This window comes from Methylomonas sp. HYX-M1 (genome assembly GCF_040741385.1).
Lineage (GTDB): Bacteria > Pseudomonadota > Gammaproteobacteria > Methylococcales > Methylomonadaceae > Methylomonas > Methylomonas rhizoryzae.
In genome coordinates this window covers 76,813-99,025 of the sequence record NZ_CP160405.1, presented here as the reverse complement: position 1 = coordinate 99,025, position 22,213 = coordinate 76,813, and the positions used below count along the sequence as shown (strand labels likewise).

Here is a 22,213-nt window from a genome sequence, read left to right as displayed (position 1 = left end):
TTATACCGACATTGTTAGCGGGTTCGGGGCGGTAACCGGAGGCACTGCTGATCGAAAGCATCCTAATCTCGGTCAGACGCGCGGTTTACAACACGGTACGCTCCAAAAACCAATACCCACCCAGCAAGGCCACCAGCATGGAACCTGCTTTCAAAAAAACCGGCGCCCGTTCGGTTTTGCCGTTCAACTGCCAAATGATGGGCAAGACTGTAGCGGCCACGGCGATTTGGCCGGTTTCTATGCCGAGGTTGAAAGACAGCAAGGGTAACAAGATGCCGCTGGAGGCCGTGCCTATCTCCAGTTCTTGCAGCACGCTGGCGAAGCCGAAACCGTGGATCAAGCCGAAAGAGAAGGTTAACCAATGCCGGCCTTTGGGCTGGTCGCCGCGGATCAGGTTTTCCAGCGCCACATAGACGATGGTCGCGGCGATAAACGGCTCGACGAAACTGCTCGGCAAGGTGATTAGATTCAAACCGGCCAACGCCAGGGTAAGCGAATGGGCGACGGTGAAAAAGGTAATGATTTTAATCGCCGGCCAAAAGCTATGGGTAACCGCCAATAACGCGAACAAGAACAACAAGTGGTCGTAACCGGTGACGATGTGTTCCACCCCGAGCTTGAAAAAGGCCGAAAATACTGTGGCCCAGCCGCTATCGCCGCCGTCGGACACGGACATTTGCAGTTTATCGTCGGTCCGGCTTAGCATCTTTTCCTGCAGGATGCGGCCGTCGGCGCTGCGAATTTGTAAAAACTGCTGATGCCCTTCCGGCAGCTCGGCTAAAAACTTCGACTCGAGCGCCAGCGTTTGCTTGGGTGCCGGTTGATAGCGCAACTGCACGTGGGCGTTGTTCTGCGCGTCGTAATCCACGCTGCCGGGCTCTTCGGGCGCCAGTTGTACGCCGTCCGCCGCGATGGCCAGCTTGCCGGCGACGAACGCGGCGACTGCCGGTTTGGCGGCGTCGCGTTCCGCATCGCTGACTTCGGCGTCCAAGTCGCTGTCCATCGGCGCGAACGCTTCGATGTCTTGCAAGGCAAACGTGGCTTTCACCGCCAGTTGTCCGGCTTGCAGGCTCAGCTCCAGCGAGCTCAAGCCGGGCGGATGGGCCCAAGCCGGCGCCAGGAATACCGTACACCACAATAAAACGTAGCGCGGCAATAGCCGCGCAGTAAACTGGCCGGTCTGCATCATTCGCCGCCTTCCAGCGTGACCGAGCGCCGTTTGCTGCGCAGCACCAGCCAAATCAACAAGCCGAGGATCGACAAGCCGGCCGCGGCCAGAGAAGTTATCATCAGCCACTGGATCTGAGCCGGGCCGGTTCCAACCTGCAACGGCACTTTGAATTTGTCGTCTTCTTCGATAGCGTCGCCTATCAAGAAGTACAGCAGATAATCGCCGTTTCGGTCGATTTCCGCTTGCGCCTCTACCGCACCGCGGGGATAAAGTTTGGCCGGAATCTCCACCAGGGTGCGTACCTCGCGGACATCGTCCGGCGCAGGCTGCCCGGTTTTTTCCACTTCCACCAAGCGAATGCCGATAGGCGTTTCCCGAATGTCGCGGTCGATCAAATCCGCAGTAAAGAACATTTTGCCGGTACGCGGAATTTGCTGGCAAAACGGCACGAAAGCCGCCTTGTTGCCGCTGGCCAAATCTTCTTTGCCGGGCTGCAGATAGGCGCTGAAATGCACGGCGTAAAAATCGTTGGCGATGATGCAATCCAAATCGGGCCGGTTGCCGAGAGCGTTGGATTGTTTAGCGCCTATGCCCAGCTGTTCGCAACCCGGCAACAATAGCCCGAACGCGGCTAACACCAGCACGCGCAATGAAAAAGCGATACGACGATTCATTTGAATAAAGGGAGGGTATGAAGGTTAAGGTTTGACGGTAAATTGAAATTTGCCGGTCACGATGTGGGTATCTTCGGATACCACCCGGTAGCGTACGGTGTAGGTACCTGCCGGCAAATCGCCGACCGTGGCATGAATGTGCGAGCCGTCGGTCAAACTTTGCTCCACGTCGTGGTTATCGACCCGCTTGCCTTCGGCATCGATAACCGCCAGCGCTTTGTATTGGCTTCTGACCGGATCGTTAAACCATAAATCGATTTGTTTGGGCGCCGCGCTGACGGTTTCGTCTTTGGCCGGCTGCGATTTGACCAAAATCGCGTGAGCTTCGGCGGCCAGCGAGCCGCACAAGCCGGCCAAACCTAGCAATCCGGCCGCAATAGAACTTGAAATACGCATATCACTCTCTCGTTTTAGTTGTAGTTATTGGATGATTAAGGCTGCCAGTCGCTTGTCGCCGCCGGGCGCCTGGTCGGTCCAAACGGCGAAAAAGCCGCTTGCGGTGGCCACGGCGCGCGGGAAGCCGGCCTTATGCTCCGGCGCGGACAACGTATTTAGCGGCAGCCATTGCCGGCCGCCGGTCGTAGACAGTGCGGCCTTGATTTCCGAGCCTTGTTCCCCTAGCTCGTCCCAAACCGCCAACAAGCGCTCGTCGCGGTGGGCCAAATCGCTATGAAACGCGGCTTGCGGTTTGCCCATAGCTAGAGGTTCGCTCCAGGAGACGCCGCCGTTGGAGGAGCTGAGATAATACAAGCCGATGCGCTGCTCCGCTCCGGTCCAAACCAAGGCGTGGGCCTTGTCCCCGGCAATGCTGAACGCCCCGCCGTTATGCGGGCAGCCGTCGAAAATCCAGTCGAAAGCTCCTACCCGGTTTAAACGCCGCCAGGTTTGGCCGTTATCCGACGATTTCACCAAGGCCATGTCGCGCGGTTCCATGTCGCGGTACAAGGTGTAGATTTGATAAGCCGGCCCCGGCGCCAATCGGTTCCAACAGCAAGAGCAACTGGATTCGTCTATGGTTTGCGCATATTCCCAACGCCGGCCGGTATCGCTGGAGCGGGCGTAACGCAAGCCTTGGTAACCGTTTTCGTCCCTATCGTCCAGCCAAACCAAATGAAAGCGGCCGACTTTATCGGCCAGCAAATCCGCGTGCGATTGGTCGGTTTCCGCCCCGGTCGGATTGGCGCCCGCCGCCCAGGTTTTACCGCCGTCTAAGGAATACTGCGCTTGTAACGGCCCCATGCCGGGGATCTCGCCGGTTTTCTGCCATACCGCCAGCAGATTCGCGCCGCTGGCGGCGATTTGCAGATCGTTGCCGTTGTGCGACTCCAAACGCCCGACGCTCGGTTGCTCCAGCTGCTGCGCCGGCGACCAGTGATGGCCGCCGTCTTCGGAATAGCTGTAGCCGATGTAAACCGGCTGCGCGGCTCCGGCGGCGCTGTTGGCGGCAAATAATAGATGCAGCTTGTTGGCTTCGGCGTAGAGATCGTAGCTGATTAAGCTGCCGAGATTCAGGGCGGCGGGATCGAACACTTCGACCGTTTCCAGCTTGGTTTCGGCGTTGCTCTTTTGAAATTCGGGTTGTTCGGAACACGCACTGATCCAACACAACAGCGCCAGCGGGATAAAACGACGCATTCGGTTAACTATCAAAGTCGGCATAGTACACACAACAGCAAAAAATCGGCCCGTGATTAGACCATATCGGCGCTCAAAGCAGAACCGGCAAATGCAGGTCAGCCCGTCTTTGCCGCTACATCGAAACTCAAAGATGCTTTCAAGCCGCCGAGTTCGGCCTTGGAAAAGCCGATATCCGCGCCGTGCAGGCGGATGATGCGCTGCACGATGGACAGGCCCAAGCCGCTGCCTTCCGCACTTTGCGCGGTTTCCACGCAACGGTAAAAACGCTGGCTGATGCGTTCGTAATCTTGGTCGGCCACGCCGGGGCCGCTGTCTTGGACGTGCAGCGTTACGCGTCGGTTTTCCAGCACCAGTTCGGCCAACACTCGGCCGCCGGCCGGGGTATATTTGATCGCGTTGTCCAATAAATTGCGCAATAAAATTCCCAGCAATTGGGCGTCGGCCTCGATTTCGATCTTCCCGGGACTCGCCAGCTCGATTTCGATCTGCTTGGCGTGCGCGGAAAATTCCAATTCGGCGATGGCGTTGATGATGGCTTGATTCAAGTCTACCCGCTGCCGGCCGAGTTGCAGGTTTTGATGCTGCACGCGCGATAAGGTCAATAATTGCTGCACCATATGGGTCATCCGGGTAACCGCTTGCTGACATTTTTGCAAGGCTTGGGCGCGCATCCGGTCGTCCGGGGCTTTTTGCGCCACTTGCAACTGGGTCATCAGCCCGGCCAGCGGGGTTTTCAATTCGTGCGAAGCGTCGGAGGTGAAATTGCGCTCATTGGCGAAAGCACGGTGCAACAATTCGAACAAGTCGTTCAACTGTTGGACGATGGGGATCACCTCGTCGGGCAGACCCTGTAAAGGCAAGGGCTGCAGATTGTTGACCTCGCGGGCCGCCAGTTGCTCCTTGAGCCGGTTGACCGGTCTTAGGGTTAAGCGAATGCTCCACCAGATGACCAGGCCCAACACCGGTAAGGCCAACAACATGGCCAGGATTTGCTGGTTGGCCAACGATTTGACCAATTCGCGGCGAATGTCGTCGCGCTGGCTGGTGTGGATCACGTAGTCGCCGTTTTCCGTGCTGATGCTGAACACGTGCCACAATTGGCCGTCGATGGTGGTTTCGCTGTAGCCGTTACGGGTTAGTGACAGTGCAAACTCCGGCGCGCTTTCGGAGCGCAGCACCACGCCTTCTTTGACAGAGCGCAATTGAAAGGCGATCTTGCGTTCGTATTTATGCCCCAAGATCGGCATGTAGAACAAATCGGGCGATTTGTCCTGGTCCCACAATTTGGTCAGGCGCCGTTGTTGCAGCAAGTTTTCCACGAAGGCGTGCACTACCCGGGCCGATTGGGCCAAGTCGGCGTTGAACAATTGGGTGATTTCGTCGCGGGTTTGCTGGTAACTGACATAAACAGTGCCTCCCCAAACCAGCAATAGCGACGACAGCAGCGACAGCAACAGCTGCTTGCGAAGCGAGCGCGGGCGCAATCTCAACGCCGTGCCCTAATCGTGGTCTATGACGTAACCCACGCCGCGTATGGTGCGGATTAAACCGGCCTCCAACTTCTTGCGCAAATGGTGGATATGCACTTCCACCGCATTGCTTTCCACCTCCGAACCCCAGGCGTATAAAGCTTCTTCCAAGCGGGCTCGCGAGGTGACGTGGCCGATGTGGCTCATTAGATAATTCAGAATTTCGTATTCTTTTTGCGACAACTCCACCGCCGCGCCGTTATAGGTGACCTGGTGAGCGGCCGGATCTATCACCACGCCTTTGTGCTCCAGCAGCGGCGACGCGTGGCCTTCGTTGCGGCGGGCCAGAGCCCGTAAGCGGGCGCAGACTTCGGCCAAATCGAACGGCTTGCAGACGAAATCGTCCGCGCCGCTGTCCAGTCCGGCGATTCGTTCGGATACGCCGTCGCGCGCGGTCAACACCAACACCGGGGTGTTGTCCTTGCGTTTGCGCAGGGTTTTCAGAATGCTGAGGCCGTCCATGCGCGGCAGATTCAGGTCCAGCACCACCAAGTCGTAATGGTTCAGGCGTAACGCTTCGTCGGCTTGTTTGCCGTCCGTCAACCAGTCCACCGCGTAACCTTCCAAGGTTAAACCGGCTTTCAAGCCGTCGCCGAGAATGGCATCGTCTTCTACCAATAGCAGTCGCATGATTTATCACTAGTTTTTGATTGATCAGAGGCGCATTGTAACAATTAATCCTTGACTGCCGAGAGCGGCATTGCGCTTGTTCAACTACGGCGAATGGATCGGATTTGGTTTCCGTATGCAGCCGGAGCATAGAGAATTTAACCGTGCGCGGTATTTCATCGCGGTAAAGCGTGTACGCTCAATCCGGTCCGGTCATCCTATCGACCAGCCATGCGCCGAATCCGGCCAAAATTCCGGCGGCCGCAGGCGTTTCCACGACACTGTCCAACAAGCGCCCGCTGTTGAATCCTGCCGCATCCAGCTGCTCGCGCTGCACCCTCGATATAAGCGCGCATCAGGATGTGGACGTATTACCCATGATTCAACGAAGAGTCCGGTAGGGTGCGGTCGGACGAACCGCATCAAGCGCTAACCGTACCCTGAGCAAATGGTGATTCCGTAAAACCTGCAAGTTCTGAAAGCCTATTCGGCCGGGGCGATTGGGTGCTTGCATGTGCGTTGCTATCAAAGTCATTTTGTTTACGGGCCATCGTCACGACGATGACCCGTTAACGCTAACCGGCTCTGAATTGCCGGGGGCGATGCAGCCGTTTCATGATCGTTAGGACATTGACTTAGTTATCCGCGTCGCGCTCTTTGGGAGCGTCTTGCTCTTCCGGTCTGTGGCGCCATTTCTCGTGGCGATTTTTACGTTTTTCGTCGAATTTAGCCAATTGCTCGGCACTCAATACGGTTTGTAGCTGTTGGCGCAATTCCTGCCGTAACGCTTCGTGCTTTTGGTGATGTTGCTGAAAAATGTCCTTCAATTGGGTTTTTTGCTGGTCGGATAAGTTTAGTTCTTTGGTCATCCGTTCGATACGATCGCCTCTGTGGTATTGATTGGGTTCGCCCTCCGTTTGAGTGGCGGCAATCACTGCGAACGGCACAGTAACGGCTAAGGCGATTGCAATTATGGTTTTGTTCATGTTGGTTCTCCGGGTTTAGTTCACGTCCAACGGTTTAGCACCGTTTTCAGTGATTACTTTAACGAGGAAAATCGCAAATAATTGGTAGCAATTGAGGAAAGATTGTGCAAATTTTGCCCGCTTAATCCGCCTCGGGTGGATCGAAACGGTAGCCGGCACCGTAAACCGAATGTATCAGCTCTTGCCCCGGCAGCAGGTCTTGCAGCTTTTTGCGTAGTTTTTTGATGTGGCTGTCTATGGTTCGGTCGGAGACGATGCGTTGATCTTGATAAATCAGCTCCATCAGTACCGCTCTGGAGAATATATGTCCCGGCCGCCGTTGTAAGGTCTGCAACAGCTGGAATTCCACCGCGGTCAATTCGATTTCTTTGGCTGCCGCCGCCACGCTTAAACGATCGGCGTTCAAGCGCAGCAGAGTTGCCGATAAAGGTGGCGCTACTGGGGTGTCCGGGTGCGGCAAACGCCGCAGCACCGCTTTAACCCGGGCAACCATTTCCCGCGGGCTGTAAGGTTTGCAAATATAGTCGTCCGCCCCTAATTCCAGCCCCAGCAAGCGATCGATTTCCTCTACCCGTGCCGTTACCATGATGATGGGTACTTGGCTGAAGCTGCGAATTTCTCGGCAAAGCGTTAAGCCGTCTACCCGCGGCAACATCAGATCCAGTAAGATCAAATCGGCATGCTGCTGCCGCAGCCAGGGCAACACCAAATCTCCGGCCGTAAGAATTTGGCTGTCAAAACCTGCGTTATGCAAATAATCGGCGGCTAGTTGAGCCAGTTTGAGTTCGTCTTCTACGATTAAAATTCGGGGCGTGTCGTTCATTGCGGTTGTATGGGGAGTTCGATGCGGATAGCCAAACCGCCTAACGAAGAGGGATGAGCGCTGATAGAGCCGTTATGCGCGGCTACAATGTTGCTGCAAATAGCCAAGCCCAAACCTGCCCCGCCGTAATATCTGCTGCGTGACCCTTCCACCCGGTAAAAGCGTTCGAATAAATGCAGCCTATCCGCTTCGGATACCCCGGGGGCGCTGTCCGAGAATTCGATCAACAGGTGTTTTTCGCCCCGGATGGTAACGCCGATTTCCAGTTTGCCGTCCGGATCGGTGTAATTGACGCTGTTATTCAATATATTACGGAAGAGTTGCGAAAGCCGGTCGGGATCGGCGTGTAACAGCAGATTGCGTTGCGTTTTATCGTGCAGTTCGACGCTAATGTGTTTTTGCTGGAACGCCGGTAATAAAGCCGCTAGGTCGCCGGTCAAAACTTGCAGGGGATCGATGTCGTTTTTACGGTAACTCAAGGCACCTTGATCGGATAATGCCAGCTGGTATAAATCGTCGGTCAGCCGGTTCAGCCGCAATACGTCGGCGAGTAACGATTCCAGCGCTTGGGCATCCAACGGGCGAATGCCGTCCTGCAAGGCTTCCAATTCGCCTTGCAGCACGGCCAGGGGGGTTCGCAATTCATGAGAAATATCGGCTACCCAGCGTCTTCTGGTCAGTTCGGATTGTTCCAAGGCGGCGGCCATGTCGTTAAAGTCGCGGGCTAACTGGCCTAATTCGTCGGCCGACTCGACCGGTAAGCGGATGGAATAAGCTCCCACCGCCAATTGTTTGGCAGCCGCGGCTATACGTTTGATCGGTTTGCCTAAAACGTAAGCCAGCAACAGCGCCAGACCGGCGGATAAAGCGACCATCAATAGCGCAATCCAAGCGAAAGCTTGTGCTTGATGCTCTATAAAACGAATATCGTTTAAGTGGTTGTCCGGTCTGCCCGGCAATAGCCCCAAATAGCCGACGGTGCGGCCGTGCGACTCGATAGGATGTAGGCCTAGTTGCGCCTGCAATTCCGGCCGGCCGAATACCAAGCTTTTGTCGGCTCGCAGCAACATGGCGCGTAATTCCAAAGGAATGTAATGACGCGGACGATCGTGATCGGAGTCGATGTGCGGCGGCCACTGGTTGCCGGGTTCCAGCAAGGCTCTAGCCATCCAGGGGCGCGGCGGCCTGTTGCGGCGCGGGTCGGATTGCATCAGCAGATGGATCCATTGCGGTTTGTTTTGGCCCAACGCTTCCCAGCTGTCGGTTTCGGCGTAGGTTTCGCTTAACGAGTCGATTAAATTTTCCACCCGCTCGCGTTGACGGGATTCGATTAATTCTTCGAAACCGCGTTGCAACGACCAGCGCATAAACAGGTACATGCCGGCCACGACAAACAATGTGGTTAGTAAAAAGGTTAGAAATAATTTTAGGCGTAAGGATTTGCGCACGGATGACTCGCAAGGCTTTTAGCTAGTTTGCACGGCAAATGTGCAAAAATTTGGGATTTTAACGCTTGAATCGCGGCGCGGAAAAAGCGTTTTGCCCGGGTCGAACCATGCCGTTATGTTCGTCGACGAAATCGCATGAACAAGGCTGAGCATGCTGATCCGATTGAAACTATTCAGCGTTGCCGGTCGAACGATTATCCGGCTGAGTACACCTTGGGTAGGAGAGGCGCGAGTCGCGTTGCTCCTATAGCCCGGGACGGCAAAACTCGAAGCGGCGGCAAACGATTATGGGCCGGGGGCTCTTGACGCTTCGGATAAGCTAGCCGGTGAATCGGCTAACGGAAAAGTCAAGTAACCTGGGTGCGGTTCGCTGCAGCTTTTTGGCATTCCAAGCGGGCGATTTCGGCGTATTCGTTGAAGTGCACGGTAACCAGCTCGGCCTGCCGGGCTTGTTTGAGTTCGGCATCCGCGACGCGAAAGCGCGCCGACAAATCCGCGTCGCTGACTTGGGTATGTGGCTGCGGCCTGATGGAGGCATGCAGCCAGGATAAAAAAAACGACCACAGCAGCCAAGCCAAACCGATCGCTACGATGATGGCGCAATACATGCCCAAAAGTTCCAGCAAGGTTTTGTAGCCGCCGAACCAGCGGATTTCGTCGGATAAACTTTTGACGCCCAGTAGCCAGCCGCCTAAAGTAAACAGCGGCAACAAAAAATACAGCCACAACAGCCAGCTCGTTAGTGCCAACAGCTTCGAGCCCAGTTTTTGTTGTGCGCTTTGCAAATGCGGTTGGTCGATGATGACGTGCTTCATTTTTGCCGTAAACCTCTATCCAATGTAACCCAGACCGCGCGCTGACCTTTTTTCTTGCGCAAGGCTTTGATGCAGCCGTTGATGGTGGTGCCTACGTTGATCAGCCAATACACGACCGGATACCAGATCATCCAGTAATAATGTTGCGCGTTACTGCCGCTGCGCTTTTCATATATCGAATCGATGGCCAGACTGACCCAAAACTGAATCAAACAGGTGACGCACAGCAACATGCTGGTCCAATGCGGCGACAAATCTTCCAAGGCTTCCGCGGGTTGTTTGGCCGCCAGCCATTCCAGCGGCGCAGACGCTAACATGCCAACCACTAAAAACGCCCAACTCAAGCTGACCAGACATTCCAAATATAATGGCCACATGCCGCGCGCGCGCCAACGCCACAAACGCGTAAAATAGCGCAGCAACACTTCAACGCCGCCTTGCGCCCAGCGGCTGCGCTGTTTCCATAAGCCTTTGACGGTCTCCGGCATCAACACCCAGCACAAAGCATTGGGTTCGAAACGGATGCGCCAGCCGGCCAGTTGCATTTTCCAGCTGATGTCGATGTCCTCGGTCACCATGTCCGGGCTCCAATAGCCGACTTCGTGCAGCGCGGTTTTGCGAAAACCGGCAATCACGCCCGAGACGGTAAATACATGGCCGTAAGCGCGTTGCGCGCGTTTGATCATGCCGACGATGGCGGAAAATTCGCCGACCTGAATTTTGCCCAGCAGGGTGGAACGGTTGCGGATGCGCGGATTGCCGGTGACGGCACCGACGTGCGGATCGTCCAGAAAATGTTTGACCATCCAGGCCGTGGCGTTGGGCGCCAACAAGGCATCGCCGTCTATGCCGATCAAGTATTCGCTGTTGGCCAACAGTGCGGCGGTGCGCAAGCCGACGGCCTTGCCTTGGTTGCTGGCCAGATTGACTACCCGCAAGCGCTCGTGTTGTTTAGCCAATTCGCACAAAATGGCTAACGTGTTATCTTTGCTGCCGTCGTTGACGGCGATGATTTCGTAGTTCGGGTAGTCCTGTTGCAACAAATAATCTATGGTTTCTCTGACGTTTTCTCCCTCGTTGTAGCAAGGCACCAGAATGGATACCATCGGAAACTCGCTCAGCTCAGGCAAGTCGCTGAACAGATTGTGCGGCCGCCTTTCCCAACGTAAGTAGTAGATTATGCCGCCTATCATCCATACATAGGCCATCAGCAAGGGGTAATAAAATACGAAGCGCGACAGCCACTCTTCCCAAAGCGGCCAAGGCATATCCTCCAAGCGCTCCCGACTCATGAACCACCAGTCGATCAGTTTTTGCACCCAGGCTTGCGCCAGAAATTCGTTCATCACTATCAATCCGGGTTAGCGACCGAAAAGAAACGCTGCAAATCGCTCAGCTTGGGGTGGTCGTGATGCACGTTGTCCGGGTAATAACCGATGTGCTTGGCACCGAGTTTTTTCAGTAACTCGAATTGCTCGATGAAGGTCGGCATCGGCAGGTCTCGTTGTTTTTTCCAGTCCACCGCTTGCAGCTCGAATACCATCTTGTCGATAGCGCCCGGGTATTCGGCGGTTTTTTTGACCAATTCGCTCAGCCACTGCTTGGGATTGTCGGCTTCTTCCATAAACGGCATGGCCTCGATGGCGATGTAGTCGTAATGTTTCATGAATGACGGTAACGATTGGGCATACCATTCTTCGCTGTAGGGCTTTAGTAACGGCAAGGCGTAGAAATTGCGCGCGGTTTTGACGTAAGGCCGGTAATAACGTACCCGGTCGGTCAAATAATCGGTGAATTGACCGATCCATTCGGTTTTATGTTGCGCCCAAGCCATGCGCGAGGCCGGTGTGGCGTGCAAGGCATCGAAATTATCCGGCAATCCCCACAGAGTATGCGCGACTTCCATGGCCGGCGCCGACACGTCTTCGAAATCCGACAAAATGCCGTCGTCGTGAAACAGTATGCCGTTAAAATCGCAATATTTGGCCAAGTCTTCGTAAATATCGCCGATGAACTGCCGCGCTTCCGGATTGAACGGCGATAGCCGGGTGTAGATGTGGCGGGAAAACTGCGGACCACCGTCGCGCCATTCCTTGACGTACCATTTCAACGGCACGTCGGCCTTGTAAGCCATGATGGGCAGCCAAGCATAGACTTTGACGTTGGCCTTGGTGCGCAGTAGCAAGGCGGCGTGGCTGAACAAATCCTGCCTGACCGGCAAATGGCGGTTGTTAAAGTACAAAGCGTCGGCATTGCCGTCGCCGTCCGGGTCGGAAAACGCCTGCAAGTATACGGTGTTGGCGCCGCTGGCTTTGATTCTTTCCACCAGGGCCTTCAAATTACGCTCGGTTTGCACGTTATCGTCGTCGTAAATGTAATCCAAATCCACGTGCGCGACCCGTAGCGGCAAATGCTGACGTTGGGAGGTAACGATACGGCCGAATTGCTCGCCGTTGACGTCGTCGGTGATCATCAGCCGCTTCATGACGCCGAGGTCGGCTAGGGTATTGCTGCCGTCGTTAAGCCCCATGGTTAAGGTTATGCCGTATTGTTTGGCCGCTTCCAGCGCGATGGCGTTGTATTCGCCATACGGCCACACCATGACCCGCGGCCGTACGCCTACCAGTTGGAACAAGCGTTCCGAGCTTTTTTCGACTTCCTGGAATATGCGCTTTCGGTAATCTTCGTCTTTTTCGTATTCTTCGTATTCGCTATTGTACAAACGCGAAGTGACCGCGCTGTGTTTGTCGCCTAGCGGATTCATCGGAATGCCGTGGTGCAGGTCGTGGCTGTGACTGGCGATTTCGACCAGGCCTGACGCCATCACCTCGCGGATTTGCGCCGCGCTCATCAAGGGTTTGACTCCTGCGGTATCTTGCCCTTCCAGCCAAGTGCCGACCACCGCCAGCGTGGCCGGATAGCGGTATTTTTTCAGCAAGGGCATGGCCCGGTTGTAAAAACTCAGATAACCGTCGTCGAACGTCAGCAGAACGGCGCGTGGGGGTAAGGATTTCTCGCCTTTGGCGGCGTCCAACAAGTCTTGAATGCTAACTACCCGGTAATCGTTTTTCTTCAGCCAGGCAAAATGTTGTTCTAAATGGTCTTTATTGACGGCGATGCGGTCGAACGGCGGTACGCGTTCTTCCTCTTCCAATATGTCGTGGTAATTCAGTACTAAAAATCCGGGAACTTCGTTAGCACGCGGGTAAGATACGCCGGTAGCCAATAACAAAAAGACAGCAATCAATATTCGTAACATAACCTGGTTTAGTCGGAAGGCAATTAACTCGTTATAGTGTAGTGAGTCGGGAGGTAGCAGGGAGGCTAATCGTCAAGCTGCCCGGCGAAGACGTTCTACTTCAATTGAAGTTATATCCGCGGCGGATTCGTTCAGCGGAAAACCGGGTCGTAGTGGTGTCTAACTTAGCGCGTCGCACTTTGTCGGTATACTTGAGCAACCCTGCCGGCAAACGCTAATGAATCGGCAGTAAATGTATTTCCCGGTTATATACGTCGGCCACACGGAGTCGGCTGGATGCAAAGGGCTTATCGAAGCGGCTCGGTCAATAATCAATTGGTGTTAAGTGGAAAGAACACAGGGAGCCTGCTGATAGATTATGGGTAGCATTCCATCTGCCGATTGTCTCCTGCCTCATTCGGACGGCGAATTTTATATTTTTTCAGCGGCGCAGTCTCTTTTTACAAATATTTAGTTGCTCATCTTAAAGTATCTGGCCGTTCCTGCGCCCTTAAGATAGAATTCAAAAGTTAACGAAGGGAACTCGAAATAGTCCGGGTTCCCGCTCCTCCAATTTGGACTAACCGCAATCTCGACTGTCGCCTCGCAAACCGAGGGCCAAGGATGGACGGGATCGCATCGGTTTGACCGCATATTTACGGCGTAAGCATAGGGTAGGCATGGCCCCGTATCAACTGATCTCAGCACTTGTATTACTTTTGACCGCTCCCGTGGCTTCCTGGGCGGGGGGCTCGGTAGAGTCGGCATCCCGAGTCGATTTAACCGGCCATTGGATTGGCTTCGCCGCCGTTGCGATATTTGCCATCGCCTACGTGCTGGCCATGATCGAAGAAGTCATCGAACTGCATAAATCCAAACCGATGGTGTTGGCCGCTAGTTTGATTTGGGGACTGATAGCCGGCTATTACGTTTACAGCGGTTTCGATACCCAAGTAGGCGTAGCCTTTAGAGCGGTACTGGAAGGCTATGCTGAATTGTTCTTGTTCATCATGGTATCCATGGCTTATTTGAACGCCATGCAAGACCGCGGGGTATTCGACAGTTTGCGGATATGGCTGTTGAGCAAGGGCTTCAGTTACCGACAATTGTTCTGGATTACCGGGGTGATGTCGTTTGCACTGTCGTCGGTGTGCAACAATTTAACGACCGCCTTGTTGATGGGTGCGGTTATCATGGCCATGGGCAAAGACAATCCGCGTTTCTTAGGCATCGCCTGCATCAATATCGTGGTCGCCGCCAACGCCGGTGGTTCGTTCAGCCCGTTCGGCGACATTACCACCTTGTTGGTTTGGCAAAGCGGAGTGGTGCCGTTTGCCGATTTTTACAGCCTATTCATTCCCGCCGTGGTCAACTTCGCGATTCCGGCCGCGATCATGCATTTTTGGATACCGGCGCAGCAGCCGGCCGCAATCGGCGTGGCCCAACCGATGAAACGCGGCGCTCTGTCTATGGTCGTTCTGTTTTTATTGACCATCGTTACGGCGGTGTGCTTTGAGAATTTTCTGGATTTGCCGCCGGTCGCCGGCATGCTGGCCGGCCTGACTTATCTGAAATTTCTAGGTTTTTACCTGCAGAAAACCGAGCCGAAGTCCGAACAAAACCGCTTCGAGTACGTGTACAAGTTTTTCGACGTCGAATTGCCGAAACCGGCCAAACCCGAGCGGTTCGACGTTTTTAAAAGTGTGGCGGATTTGGAATGGGACACACTATTGTTTTTTTACGGTGTTATGGTTAGCGTCGGCGGCTTGAGCTTCATCGGCTATTTAACTTTGATGTCCGATGTGCTTTACGCGGGCATGGATCCGACTTACGCTAATATACTGGTCGGGATTTTGTCGGCCTTCATCGATAACGGCACCATCATGTTTGCGGTATTGACCATGCATCCCGATATTTCCGAAGGCCAATGGTTGTTGGTGACTTTGACGGCCGGCGTCGGCGGTAGCTTATTGGCAATAGGTTCCGCCGCCGGCGTCGGTTTATTGGGGCAGATGAAAGGCGCTTACAGCTTTAGCCGGCATTTGCGTTGGATGCCGGCCATTCTTTTGGGATTTGCCGGCAGCATTGCCGTGCATTTTTTGCTCAACCAACGGTATTTTTGAGCGCTATCGGCGCAGGAGTTGTCATGGGTTTCAGCATTCCGCATTTATTGGTCGTTTTAGCTATCGCACTGGTAGTTTTCGGCGGTAAGCGCCTAAGAAATTTGGGAGAGGATTTAGGTGGGGCAATCAAAGGTTTCAGGCAAGCTCTCAAAGAAGGCGAAGCCAAGCAAAGCGAGGCCGGTCGGTCTCCGGACGAATCGGATTGAAGGAATAGATTGTAAATATGGATTTTCAACAACTGATCATCGATTACGGTTATTGGGCGCTTTTGGTGGGTACTTTTCTGGAGGGCGAAACCATCTTGGTGATCGCCGGCCTTTTTGCGCATTTAGGTTATCTGCAGTTGCCTTGGGTGGTGTGTACCGCTTTTGCGGGTACTTTTGCCGGCGATCAGCTATTTTTTCATCTTGGCCGCCACAAAGGTATCGCTTTTCTGGAAAAACGCCCGCTTTGGCACCGTAAAGCCGACAAGGTATTCAAATTGCTGCACCGGCATCCACTTAAAATCGTGTTGGGTTTTCGTTTTTTATACGGTATACGCAACGTAACCCCGTTCGTTATCGGCGCAAGCGGTTTGCATTCGGGTAAATTTTTCGCACTCAACGGCTTAGGTGCTCTGTTGTGGGCAATCGCCGTAGGCTATCTGGGGTACGAATTCGGCGATATTGCTCATACTTTTCTTGGCGACATCAAACAATACGAGCGCCACTTGCTCATTGGCTTGCTTGTGCTCGGCGCATTTCTGTTTTGGCGTTCTTCCCGCAACTCCGAAAAAACCGAATAAAGCTCGTTCCGCTTGTTAAGGGCAGGTCCATCCCCCCTAATGAATCGCTTTTATAACTTAATTTTCGTGCTTGGGCTGATCCTGATGGTATTCGGCCTAACGTACTTGTTGCCGATTACTGCCGCGTTGATTTACAAGGACGGTACCGAAGCGTTTTTTGTGGACGGCATGTTGTTGAATATCGGCAGCGGTTGCTTGTTATCCCTGGCGACCATGCGCTTTCGCGGTGAATTGAAGAACCGCGACGGCTACTTATTGGTAGCGTTTTTTTGGATATTGATGTCTTCGGTAGCCGCCTTGCCGCTGATGTGGGGCATTCCGGGTTTGTCGTTTACCGACGCATTTTTCGAAACGGTATCCGGCTTTACCACTACCGGCGCAACGATATTGAGCGGACTGGATCAATTGGCGCCGGCATTGAACCTGTGGCGCCACGAATTGAATTGGATAGGCGGATTGGGCATTATCGTATTGGCCGTCGCCGTTTTACCCTTGCTGGGTGTCGGCGGCATGCAGCTTTACAAAGCCGAAATCGCCGGTCCTGTCAAAGACGGCAAAATGACGCCGCGTATCACCGAAACCGCCCGATTGTTGTGGTTCGTTTACGCCGGTATCACTGTGCTGTGCATACTTTGTCTGAAACTGGCCGGTATGGGTTGGTTCGACGCAATCTGTCATGCGTTCGCGACCTTGTCTTTAGGCGGTCTTTCCACTCACGATGCCAGTATCGGGTTTTACGATTCGCCGGCCATCGAATGGGTGTTGACCGTGTTCATGTTGATTTCGGCGATGAATTTCGCCATTCATTACGACGCCTTCCATCGCCGTAGCGTTGCGCCTTATTTTGCCGATCCGGAAGCGCTCCCCATGCTGGGACTTTTGGCCTGTAGTATTTTGCTGTGTAGCGCGTATTTGTATCAGATGCAGACTTATCCGGAGTTTCTGGTTAGTCTACGCCACGTTACTTTCAATTTAGTGTCCATTGCGACCGACTGCGGTTTCGTCAGCGTCGATTACGATCAATGGCCGGCATTTGTTCCCTGGTGGATGCTGTATCTGAGTTGTCTGACGGCTTGTACCGGCTCGACTGGCGGAGGCATCAAAATGTTTCGCGCTTTGCTGTTGATTAAACAAGCCGGGCGGGAAATGTTCAGAATTTTGCACCCGCGCGCCATCAATCCGATCCGCATCGGCAATACCATCGTCGCCAATAAAATCATCTTCGCGGTATTGGCTTTCATTTTTTTGTATTTCATATCCATCGTTGTGCTGACGTTCACGCTGATGTTCGCCGGGATGGAGCCGATTTCCGCGCTTAGCGCCATTCTCGCTTGTATCAACAACGCCGGCCCCGGTTTGCATCAAGTCGGGCCCGCAACCAACTACGCTAGCCTCAGCGATTTTCAAACCTGGATTTGCTCAATTGCCATGCTTCTGGGGCGTTTGGAAGTCATTACCCTGATAATGTTGTTCAACCCGACTTTTTGGAAAAGCTGAAGCGGCGTTTACTTTGCTCGAACTTTGTCATTACTTTTACTCGAAAACTTACTCATGAAACCTTCCACCCCCATCGATTTTCTAGGCAAACGCAAACTAGCGTTCTTTTTCTCCGGAACCTTATTTTTAATTTCCATTGCCTCGTTTTTCGTCAACGGCATGCACCTTGGCATCGATTTTACCGGCGGCAGCGTTTACGAACTACATTATCCGCAATCGGTGGATTTGGAGAAAATGCGCGCTACTTTGGAAGGCCAAGGATTCGAAGACGCCAACCTTCAACATTACGGCAGTTCGCAAGACGTATTGATTCGCCTGAAACCGGTGGCGGATATCGAGCAGAAGCAACTGACCGAACGCATTTTGAACGTTGCGAACAGCAGCCAAACCGAAGCTGGCGATATGCGCCGGGTGGAATTTGTCGGGCCGCAAGTCGGCGAAGATCTGTTCAATGACGGTGGTATCGCGATTCTACTGTCGTTTATCGGCGTTATGATTTACGTCAGTGTTCGATTCGAGTGGAAATTGTCGATCGGAGCGATAGCGGCTCTGTTTCACGATACCATCATTACCATGGGATTTTTCTCGGTGTTCGGCTGGGAATTCGATATGACCGTACTATCCGCGATTCTGGCCTTGGTGGGATACTCCATCAACGACACTATCGTGGTTTATGACAGGATACGCGAAACCGTGCGCAGCAGTCGGCAAGAGTCGATCTCCGACATCGCCAACCGGGCTTTGAACGACACCTTGAGTCGAACCATTCTAACTTCGTTCACCGTATTTCTGACCTTGCTGGCATTAGCATTGCTCGGCGGAAAAACCATACATGGATTCGCAATTGCCATGCTGATCGGCGTGATAAAAGGCACATATTCGTCTATATACATTGCCAGCTCCCTTGCGTTGAGCATGGGATTGAGCCGCGAAGATTTACTGCCTAAAGCGCAGGAAGCAACGCTGGACGACCTTCCTTAACATCTATCAACCTTAAAGGCGAATATGTTTGTCATCATCGGTTATGTGATCATTTTAGGTTGCGTGCTCGGCGGCTTTTTAATGGCCGGCGGCCATTTAGGGGTTCTGGTACAACCTGTCGAACTGCTGATTATCGGCGGTTCGGCCTTCGGCGCATTCGTCGCCAGTAACTCGATGAGCACGATTAAGGACGCGATCGGCGGCGGCATGGGAACGCTGAAAGGTAGCCGCTATAGCAAAGAATATTATCTGGACTTATTGATGAGTTTTAGCGCTTTGGCGCAAAAGGCCCGCAAGGAGGGCTTGCTGTCGTTGGAAAAAGTGGTGGACGACCCGGTGGGCAGTTCGGTGTTTGGCGGCAAGGTGGCCGACGACCATCATTTGATGGAATTCGTATGCGATAAGTTACGGATGGTATTGACCGGGGTCGATTTGAATCAATTGGAGGATTTGATTGACGCGGAAATCGAAGTACACCATGAAACCGGTCATGCCCCTATCAAAGCTGTGCAGCGGGTCGGAGACGGTATGCCGGCTTTCGGTATCGTCGCAGCGGTGATGGGCGTGGTCCACACCATGGAATCGGTGGGGATTCCACCCGCCGAATTGGGCAAATTGATTGCGGCGGCACTGGTTGGTACCTTCTTGGGTATTTTAATTTCGTACGGTTTTGTCGGTCCGGTTGCCGCGGTGATGGAAGACCGGTTGGAAGAGGAAGCCCACGCTTACCGCTGTGCGCAAAAAGGTCTACTGAATTGCGCCAAAGGCACTTCGCCGCCGATGACGGTGGAATTCATGCGCTGCAGTATCCCGCATCACGTTCGCCCTAGCTTTAGCGAAATGGAAAGTTTTCTGAAATCGGGTAAATAAGGCTCAGGCGCATGTCCGAAAATCCTATTATCATCAAAAAAATCAAAAAGAAAGCAGGACACGGCCACCATGGCGGCGCTTGGAAAATCGCCTATGCCGATTTCGTGACGGCGATGATGGCATTTTTTTTATTGATGTGGCTGTTGGGTACAATGGATGAAAAATCGCTGCAAGGAATCTCCGAATATTTTCAAAATCCGTTCTCGGTATCGTTAAACGGCGGCCAAGGTGTAGGCGACCGTACCGCGATTATCCCCGGCGGCGGCCAAGATCTTTCCGCCAAAGAAGCCGGACAAGTGCACATGGGTGAGGACAAACCTCCCAGTGAACCTACTCAGGAGCAAATCGAAAAACTCGCAGAAGAGCAGGAACAGGTCAAATTGGAGCAATTGCAGCACAAAATAGAGTCGATGTTGGATGCAAATGCACAATTGGCCGAGTACCGGGATCAAATTCAGTTGGAACAAACGCCTGAAGGTTTGAAAATTCAGATCATCGACGCCAAGAACAGGCCGATGTTCAAATTGGCCAGCTCGCGCATTGAGGACTACGCGCGCCTGATCCTGCAAGAGATCGCCAAAGTTATCAACGAATTGCCGAATAAAATTACCATCAACGGCCATACCGACGCCTTGCCTTTCCCGGATAACGACGCCGGTTATTCCAATTGGGAATTATCCAGTGATAGAGCCAACATCGCGCGGCGGGAATTGGTTCAAGGTGGGTTGGCGGCGGATAAGATGTTGCGGGTGGTCGGTTTGGCGTCCAGCATTCCTTACAACGTCCAAGCGCCAAATGATCCGATGAACCGGCGCATCTCCATCATCGTGATGAATAAAAAAACCGAAAACCAAGTGATACGCGGCAATCTGACTGAGCAGAACAAGCAACAAATTCAGGATAATTTGCGGCAATAGCGGGATATGTTTTTGGTTGGCTTTGTTGCAAAGCCTGAAAAAGGCAGAGTTTGAGGCAAATTACAACGAAAACAAGCTGATGCACAGTGCGCCGGTTTACCGGGTTGAGTAGCAGCGGGAAAGTCTTGCCTAGGCTGTAGAATCGGAGGAACGAGCAAAGTTATGCGTCTCTAACTTCGAGCTCACCTTGAATGGGATAAAAATGTGTTGACATAAGACGAGTATGAGTTAGAATAGTCGGCTCCTTTCGAGAGAGTGGAAGATTGTAGGGATGTGAGGGGATTGCGCAGGGTGTGCGAAGCTCGGGAAGGTGGAAAAAATAAGTTTGACAAGTCTGTGAAATGCTGTAGAATGCACAGGCTCAACGGGGCGCTAAGCCGCCGGCTCTTTAACAAGAAAATCGAAATAATGTGTGTGGGCATGTAGGGCGACGAATTTCTGTTAAGAAATAGTCGACATACAGACCACGTCAATTAATGTAATGCACGTTCTGTAGTCGAGTCAAGATTGGATACTAATCTTTCTTAGTATCGCTTTAGATTTAAACTGAAGAGTTTGATCATGGCTCAGATTGAACGCTGGCGGTATGCTTAACACATGCAAGTCGAACGCTGATAAGGTGCTTGCACCTTTGATGAGTGGCGGACGGGTGAGTAATGCATAGGAATCTGCCTATTAGTGGGGGATAACGTGGGGAAACTCACGCTAATACCGCATACGATCTACGGATGAAAGCAGGGGACCTTTTGGCCTTGCGCTAATAGATGAGCCTATGTCGGATTAGCTAGTTGGTAGGGTAAAGGCCTACCAAGGCGACGATCCGTAGCTGGTCTGAGAGGATGATCAGCCACACTGGGACTGAGACACGGCCCAGACTCCTACGGGAGGCAGCAGTGGGGAATATTGGACAATGGGCGCAAGCCTGATCCAGCAATACCGCGTGTGTGAAGAAGGCCTGAGGGTTGTAAAGCACTTTCAATGGGAAGGAATACCTATCGGTTAATACCCGGTAGACTGACATTACCCATACAAGAAGCACCGGCTAACTCCGTGCCAGCAGCCGCGGTAATACGGAGGGTGCAAGCGTTAATCGGAATTACTGGGCGTAAAGCGTGCGTAGGCGGTTTTTTAAGTCAGATGTGAAAGCCCTGGGCTTAACCTGGGAACTGCATTTGATACTGGAAAACTAGAGTTGAGTAGAGGAGAGTGGAATTTCAGGTGTAGCGGTGAAATGCGTAGAGATCTGAAGGAACACCAGTGGCGAAGGCGGCTCTCTGGACTCAAACTGACGCTGAGGTACGAAAGCGTGGGTAGCAAACAGGATTAGATACCCTGGTAGTCCACGCCGTAAACGATGTCAACTAACCGTTGGGCGCTTTAAGTGCTTAGTGGTGGAGCTAACGTATTAAGTTGACCGCCTGGGGAGTACGGCCGCAAGGCTAAAACTCAAATGAATTGACGGGGGCCCGCACAAGCGGTGGAGCATGTGGTTTAATTCGATGCAACGCGAAGAACCTTACCTACCCTTGACATCCAGAGAATCTGTTAGAGATAGCGGAGTGCCTTCGGGAACTCTGAGACAGGTGCTGCATGGCTGTCGTCAGCTCGTGTCGTGAGATGTTGGGTTAAGTCCCGTAACGAGCGCAACCCTTATCCTTAGTTGCCAGCGGTTCGGCCGGGAACTCTAGGGAGACTGCCGGTGATAAACCGGAGGAAGGTGGGGACGACGTCAAGTCATCATGGCCCTTATGGGTAGGGCTACACACGTGCTACAATGGCCGGTACAGAGGGTTGCGATCTCGCGAGAGCAAGCTAATCCCAAAAAGCCGGTCTTAGTCCGGATTGCAGTCTGCAACTCGACTGCATGAAGTCGGAATCGCTAGTAATCGCAGATCAGAATGCTGCGGTGAATACGTTCCCGGGCCTTGTACACACCGCCCGTCACACCATGGGAGTGGGTTGCAAAAGAAGTAGGTAGTTTAACCTTCGGGAGGGCGCTTACCACTTTGTGATTCATGACTGGGGTGAAGTCGTAACAAGGTAGCCCTAGGGGAACCTGGGGCTGGATCACCTCCTTACAAAGACAGAAACGGCTCTACGTGCTCACAAC

At 53.3% G+C, this 22,213-nt stretch carries 20 protein-coding genes and 1 rRNA gene; 8 read left to right on the top strand and 13 right to left on the bottom strand.

What is annotated here, in order from left to right; genetic code table 11:
* Nucleotides 1–85: 85 nt before the first annotated feature.
* The 13 genes from AB0A83_RS00460 to pgaB form a co-directional block, all read right to left on the bottom strand.
* Entirely contained in the window at nt 86–1,189 is a 1,104-nt protein-coding gene (locus AB0A83_RS00460) for a HupE/UreJ family protein (RefSeq protein ID WP_367155101.1), read from the bottom strand.
* The gene (locus AB0A83_RS00455) at nt 1,186–1,845 is read right to left on the bottom strand and encodes a hypothetical protein (protein ID WP_367155100.1); all 660 of its coding nucleotides are present in this window, start codon (nt 1,843–1,845) and stop codon (nt 1,186–1,188) included. The genes AB0A83_RS00460 and AB0A83_RS00455 overlap by 4 nt, the downstream gene beginning before the upstream one ends.
* 24 nt (nt 1,846–1,869) lie before the next feature.
* Entirely contained in the window at nt 1,870–2,241 is a 372-nt protein-coding gene (locus tag AB0A83_RS00450; RefSeq protein WP_150046040.1) for a copper resistance CopC family protein, read from the bottom strand.
* A 24-nt stretch (nt 2,242–2,265) separates the two neighbouring features.
* Nucleotides 2,266–3,480: a sialidase family protein gene (locus AB0A83_RS00445; protein WP_190303211.1), complete on the bottom strand. Its 1,215-nt coding sequence runs from the start codon at nt 3,478–3,480 to the stop codon at nt 2,266–2,268.
* A gap of 98 nt (nt 3,481–3,578) precedes the next feature.
* A complete protein-coding gene (locus tag AB0A83_RS00440; protein ID WP_150046038.1) occupies nt 3,579–4,973 on the bottom strand; it encodes an ATP-binding protein in 1,395 nt (464 codons plus the stop codon).
* A gap of 9 nt (nt 4,974–4,982) precedes the next feature.
* Nucleotides 4,983–5,642 carry a response regulator transcription factor gene (locus tag AB0A83_RS00435; RefSeq protein ID WP_150046037.1) on the bottom strand — a complete coding sequence of 220 codons (660 nt, stop codon included), beginning with the start codon at nt 5,640–5,642 and terminating at the stop codon, nt 4,983–4,985.
* A gap of 178 nt (nt 5,643–5,820) precedes the next feature.
* Nucleotides 5,821–5,958: a hypothetical protein gene (locus AB0A83_RS00430; RefSeq protein WP_190303210.1), complete on the bottom strand. Its 138-nt coding sequence runs from the start codon at nt 5,956–5,958 to the stop codon at nt 5,821–5,823.
* 298 nt (nt 5,959–6,256) lie between these two features.
* Complete coding sequence (locus tag AB0A83_RS00425) at nt 6,257–6,607, bottom strand: Spy/CpxP family protein refolding chaperone (protein WP_367155099.1); 351 nt, start codon at nt 6,605–6,607, stop codon at nt 6,257–6,259.
* Between the two features lie 121 nt (nt 6,608–6,728).
* A complete protein-coding gene (locus AB0A83_RS00420) occupies nt 6,729–7,430 on the bottom strand; it encodes a response regulator (RefSeq protein WP_367155098.1) in 702 nt (233 codons plus the stop codon).
* Nucleotides 7,427–8,878, bottom strand: a complete 1,452-nt coding sequence (locus AB0A83_RS00415) for an ATP-binding protein (protein WP_150046034.1) — start codon at nt 8,876–8,878, stop codon at nt 7,427–7,429. Before AB0A83_RS00415 ends, AB0A83_RS00420 begins: the two co-directional genes overlap by 4 nt.
* A gap of 347 nt (nt 8,879–9,225) precedes the next feature.
* On the bottom strand, nt 9,226–9,693 hold the full coding sequence (gene pgaD / locus AB0A83_RS00410) for a poly-beta-1,6-N-acetyl-D-glucosamine biosynthesis protein PgaD (protein WP_150046033.1): 468 nt from the start codon (nt 9,691–9,693) through the stop codon (nt 9,226–9,228).
* Nucleotides 9,690–11,039 carry a poly-beta-1,6-N-acetyl-D-glucosamine synthase gene (gene pgaC, locus AB0A83_RS00405; RefSeq protein WP_367155095.1) on the bottom strand — a complete coding sequence of 450 codons (1,350 nt, stop codon included), beginning with the start codon at nt 11,037–11,039 and terminating at the stop codon, nt 9,690–9,692. The genes pgaD and pgaC overlap by 4 nt, the downstream gene beginning before the upstream one ends.
* A gap of 5 nt (nt 11,040–11,044) precedes the next feature.
* Nucleotides 11,045–12,952, bottom strand: a complete 1,908-nt coding sequence (pgaB, locus tag AB0A83_RS00400) for a poly-beta-1,6-N-acetyl-D-glucosamine N-deacetylase PgaB (RefSeq protein WP_150046031.1) — start codon at nt 12,950–12,952, stop codon at nt 11,045–11,047.
* 659 nt (nt 12,953–13,611) lie between these two features.
* On the opposite strand from pgaB, the gene nhaD reads away from it, so the two are divergent.
* The 8 genes from nhaD (at nt 13,612) to AB0A83_RS00360 (ending at nt 22,181) form a co-directional block, all read left to right on the top strand.
* Nucleotides 13,612–15,054, top strand: a complete 1,443-nt coding sequence (gene nhaD / locus AB0A83_RS00395) for a sodium:proton antiporter NhaD (protein WP_150046030.1) — start codon at nt 13,612–13,614, stop codon at nt 15,052–15,054.
* 23 nt (nt 15,055–15,077) lie between these two features.
* Complete coding sequence (locus AB0A83_RS00390; RefSeq protein ID WP_150046029.1) at nt 15,078–15,260, top strand: Sec-independent protein translocase subunit TatA; 183 nt, start codon at nt 15,078–15,080, stop codon at nt 15,258–15,260.
* Between the two features lie 17 nt (nt 15,261–15,277).
* On the top strand, nt 15,278–15,838 hold the full coding sequence (locus AB0A83_RS00385; RefSeq protein WP_150046028.1) for a DedA family protein: 561 nt from the start codon (nt 15,278–15,280) through the stop codon (nt 15,836–15,838).
* A 39-nt stretch (nt 15,839–15,877) separates the two neighbouring features.
* Nucleotides 15,878–17,335 carry a TrkH family potassium uptake protein gene (locus tag AB0A83_RS00380; RefSeq protein WP_150046027.1) on the top strand — a complete coding sequence of 486 codons (1,458 nt, stop codon included), beginning with the start codon at nt 15,878–15,880 and terminating at the stop codon, nt 17,333–17,335.
* Between the two features lie 54 nt (nt 17,336–17,389).
* A complete protein-coding gene (gene secF / locus AB0A83_RS00375) occupies nt 17,390–18,316 on the top strand; it encodes a protein translocase subunit SecF (RefSeq protein ID WP_150046026.1) in 927 nt (308 codons plus the stop codon).
* A 24-nt stretch (nt 18,317–18,340) separates the two neighbouring features.
* The gene (gene motA / locus AB0A83_RS00370; RefSeq protein ID WP_150046025.1) at nt 18,341–19,186 is read left to right on the top strand and encodes a flagellar motor stator protein MotA; all 846 of its coding nucleotides are present in this window, start codon (nt 18,341–18,343) and stop codon (nt 19,184–19,186) included.
* A gap of 11 nt (nt 19,187–19,197) precedes the next feature.
* A complete protein-coding gene (motB, locus tag AB0A83_RS00365; protein ID WP_150046024.1) occupies nt 19,198–20,103 on the top strand; it encodes a flagellar motor protein MotB in 906 nt (301 codons plus the stop codon).
* A gap of 543 nt (nt 20,104–20,646) precedes the next feature.
* Nucleotides 20,647–22,181, top strand: a 16S ribosomal RNA gene (locus AB0A83_RS00360).
* Nucleotides 22,182–22,213 lie beyond the last annotated feature (32 nt).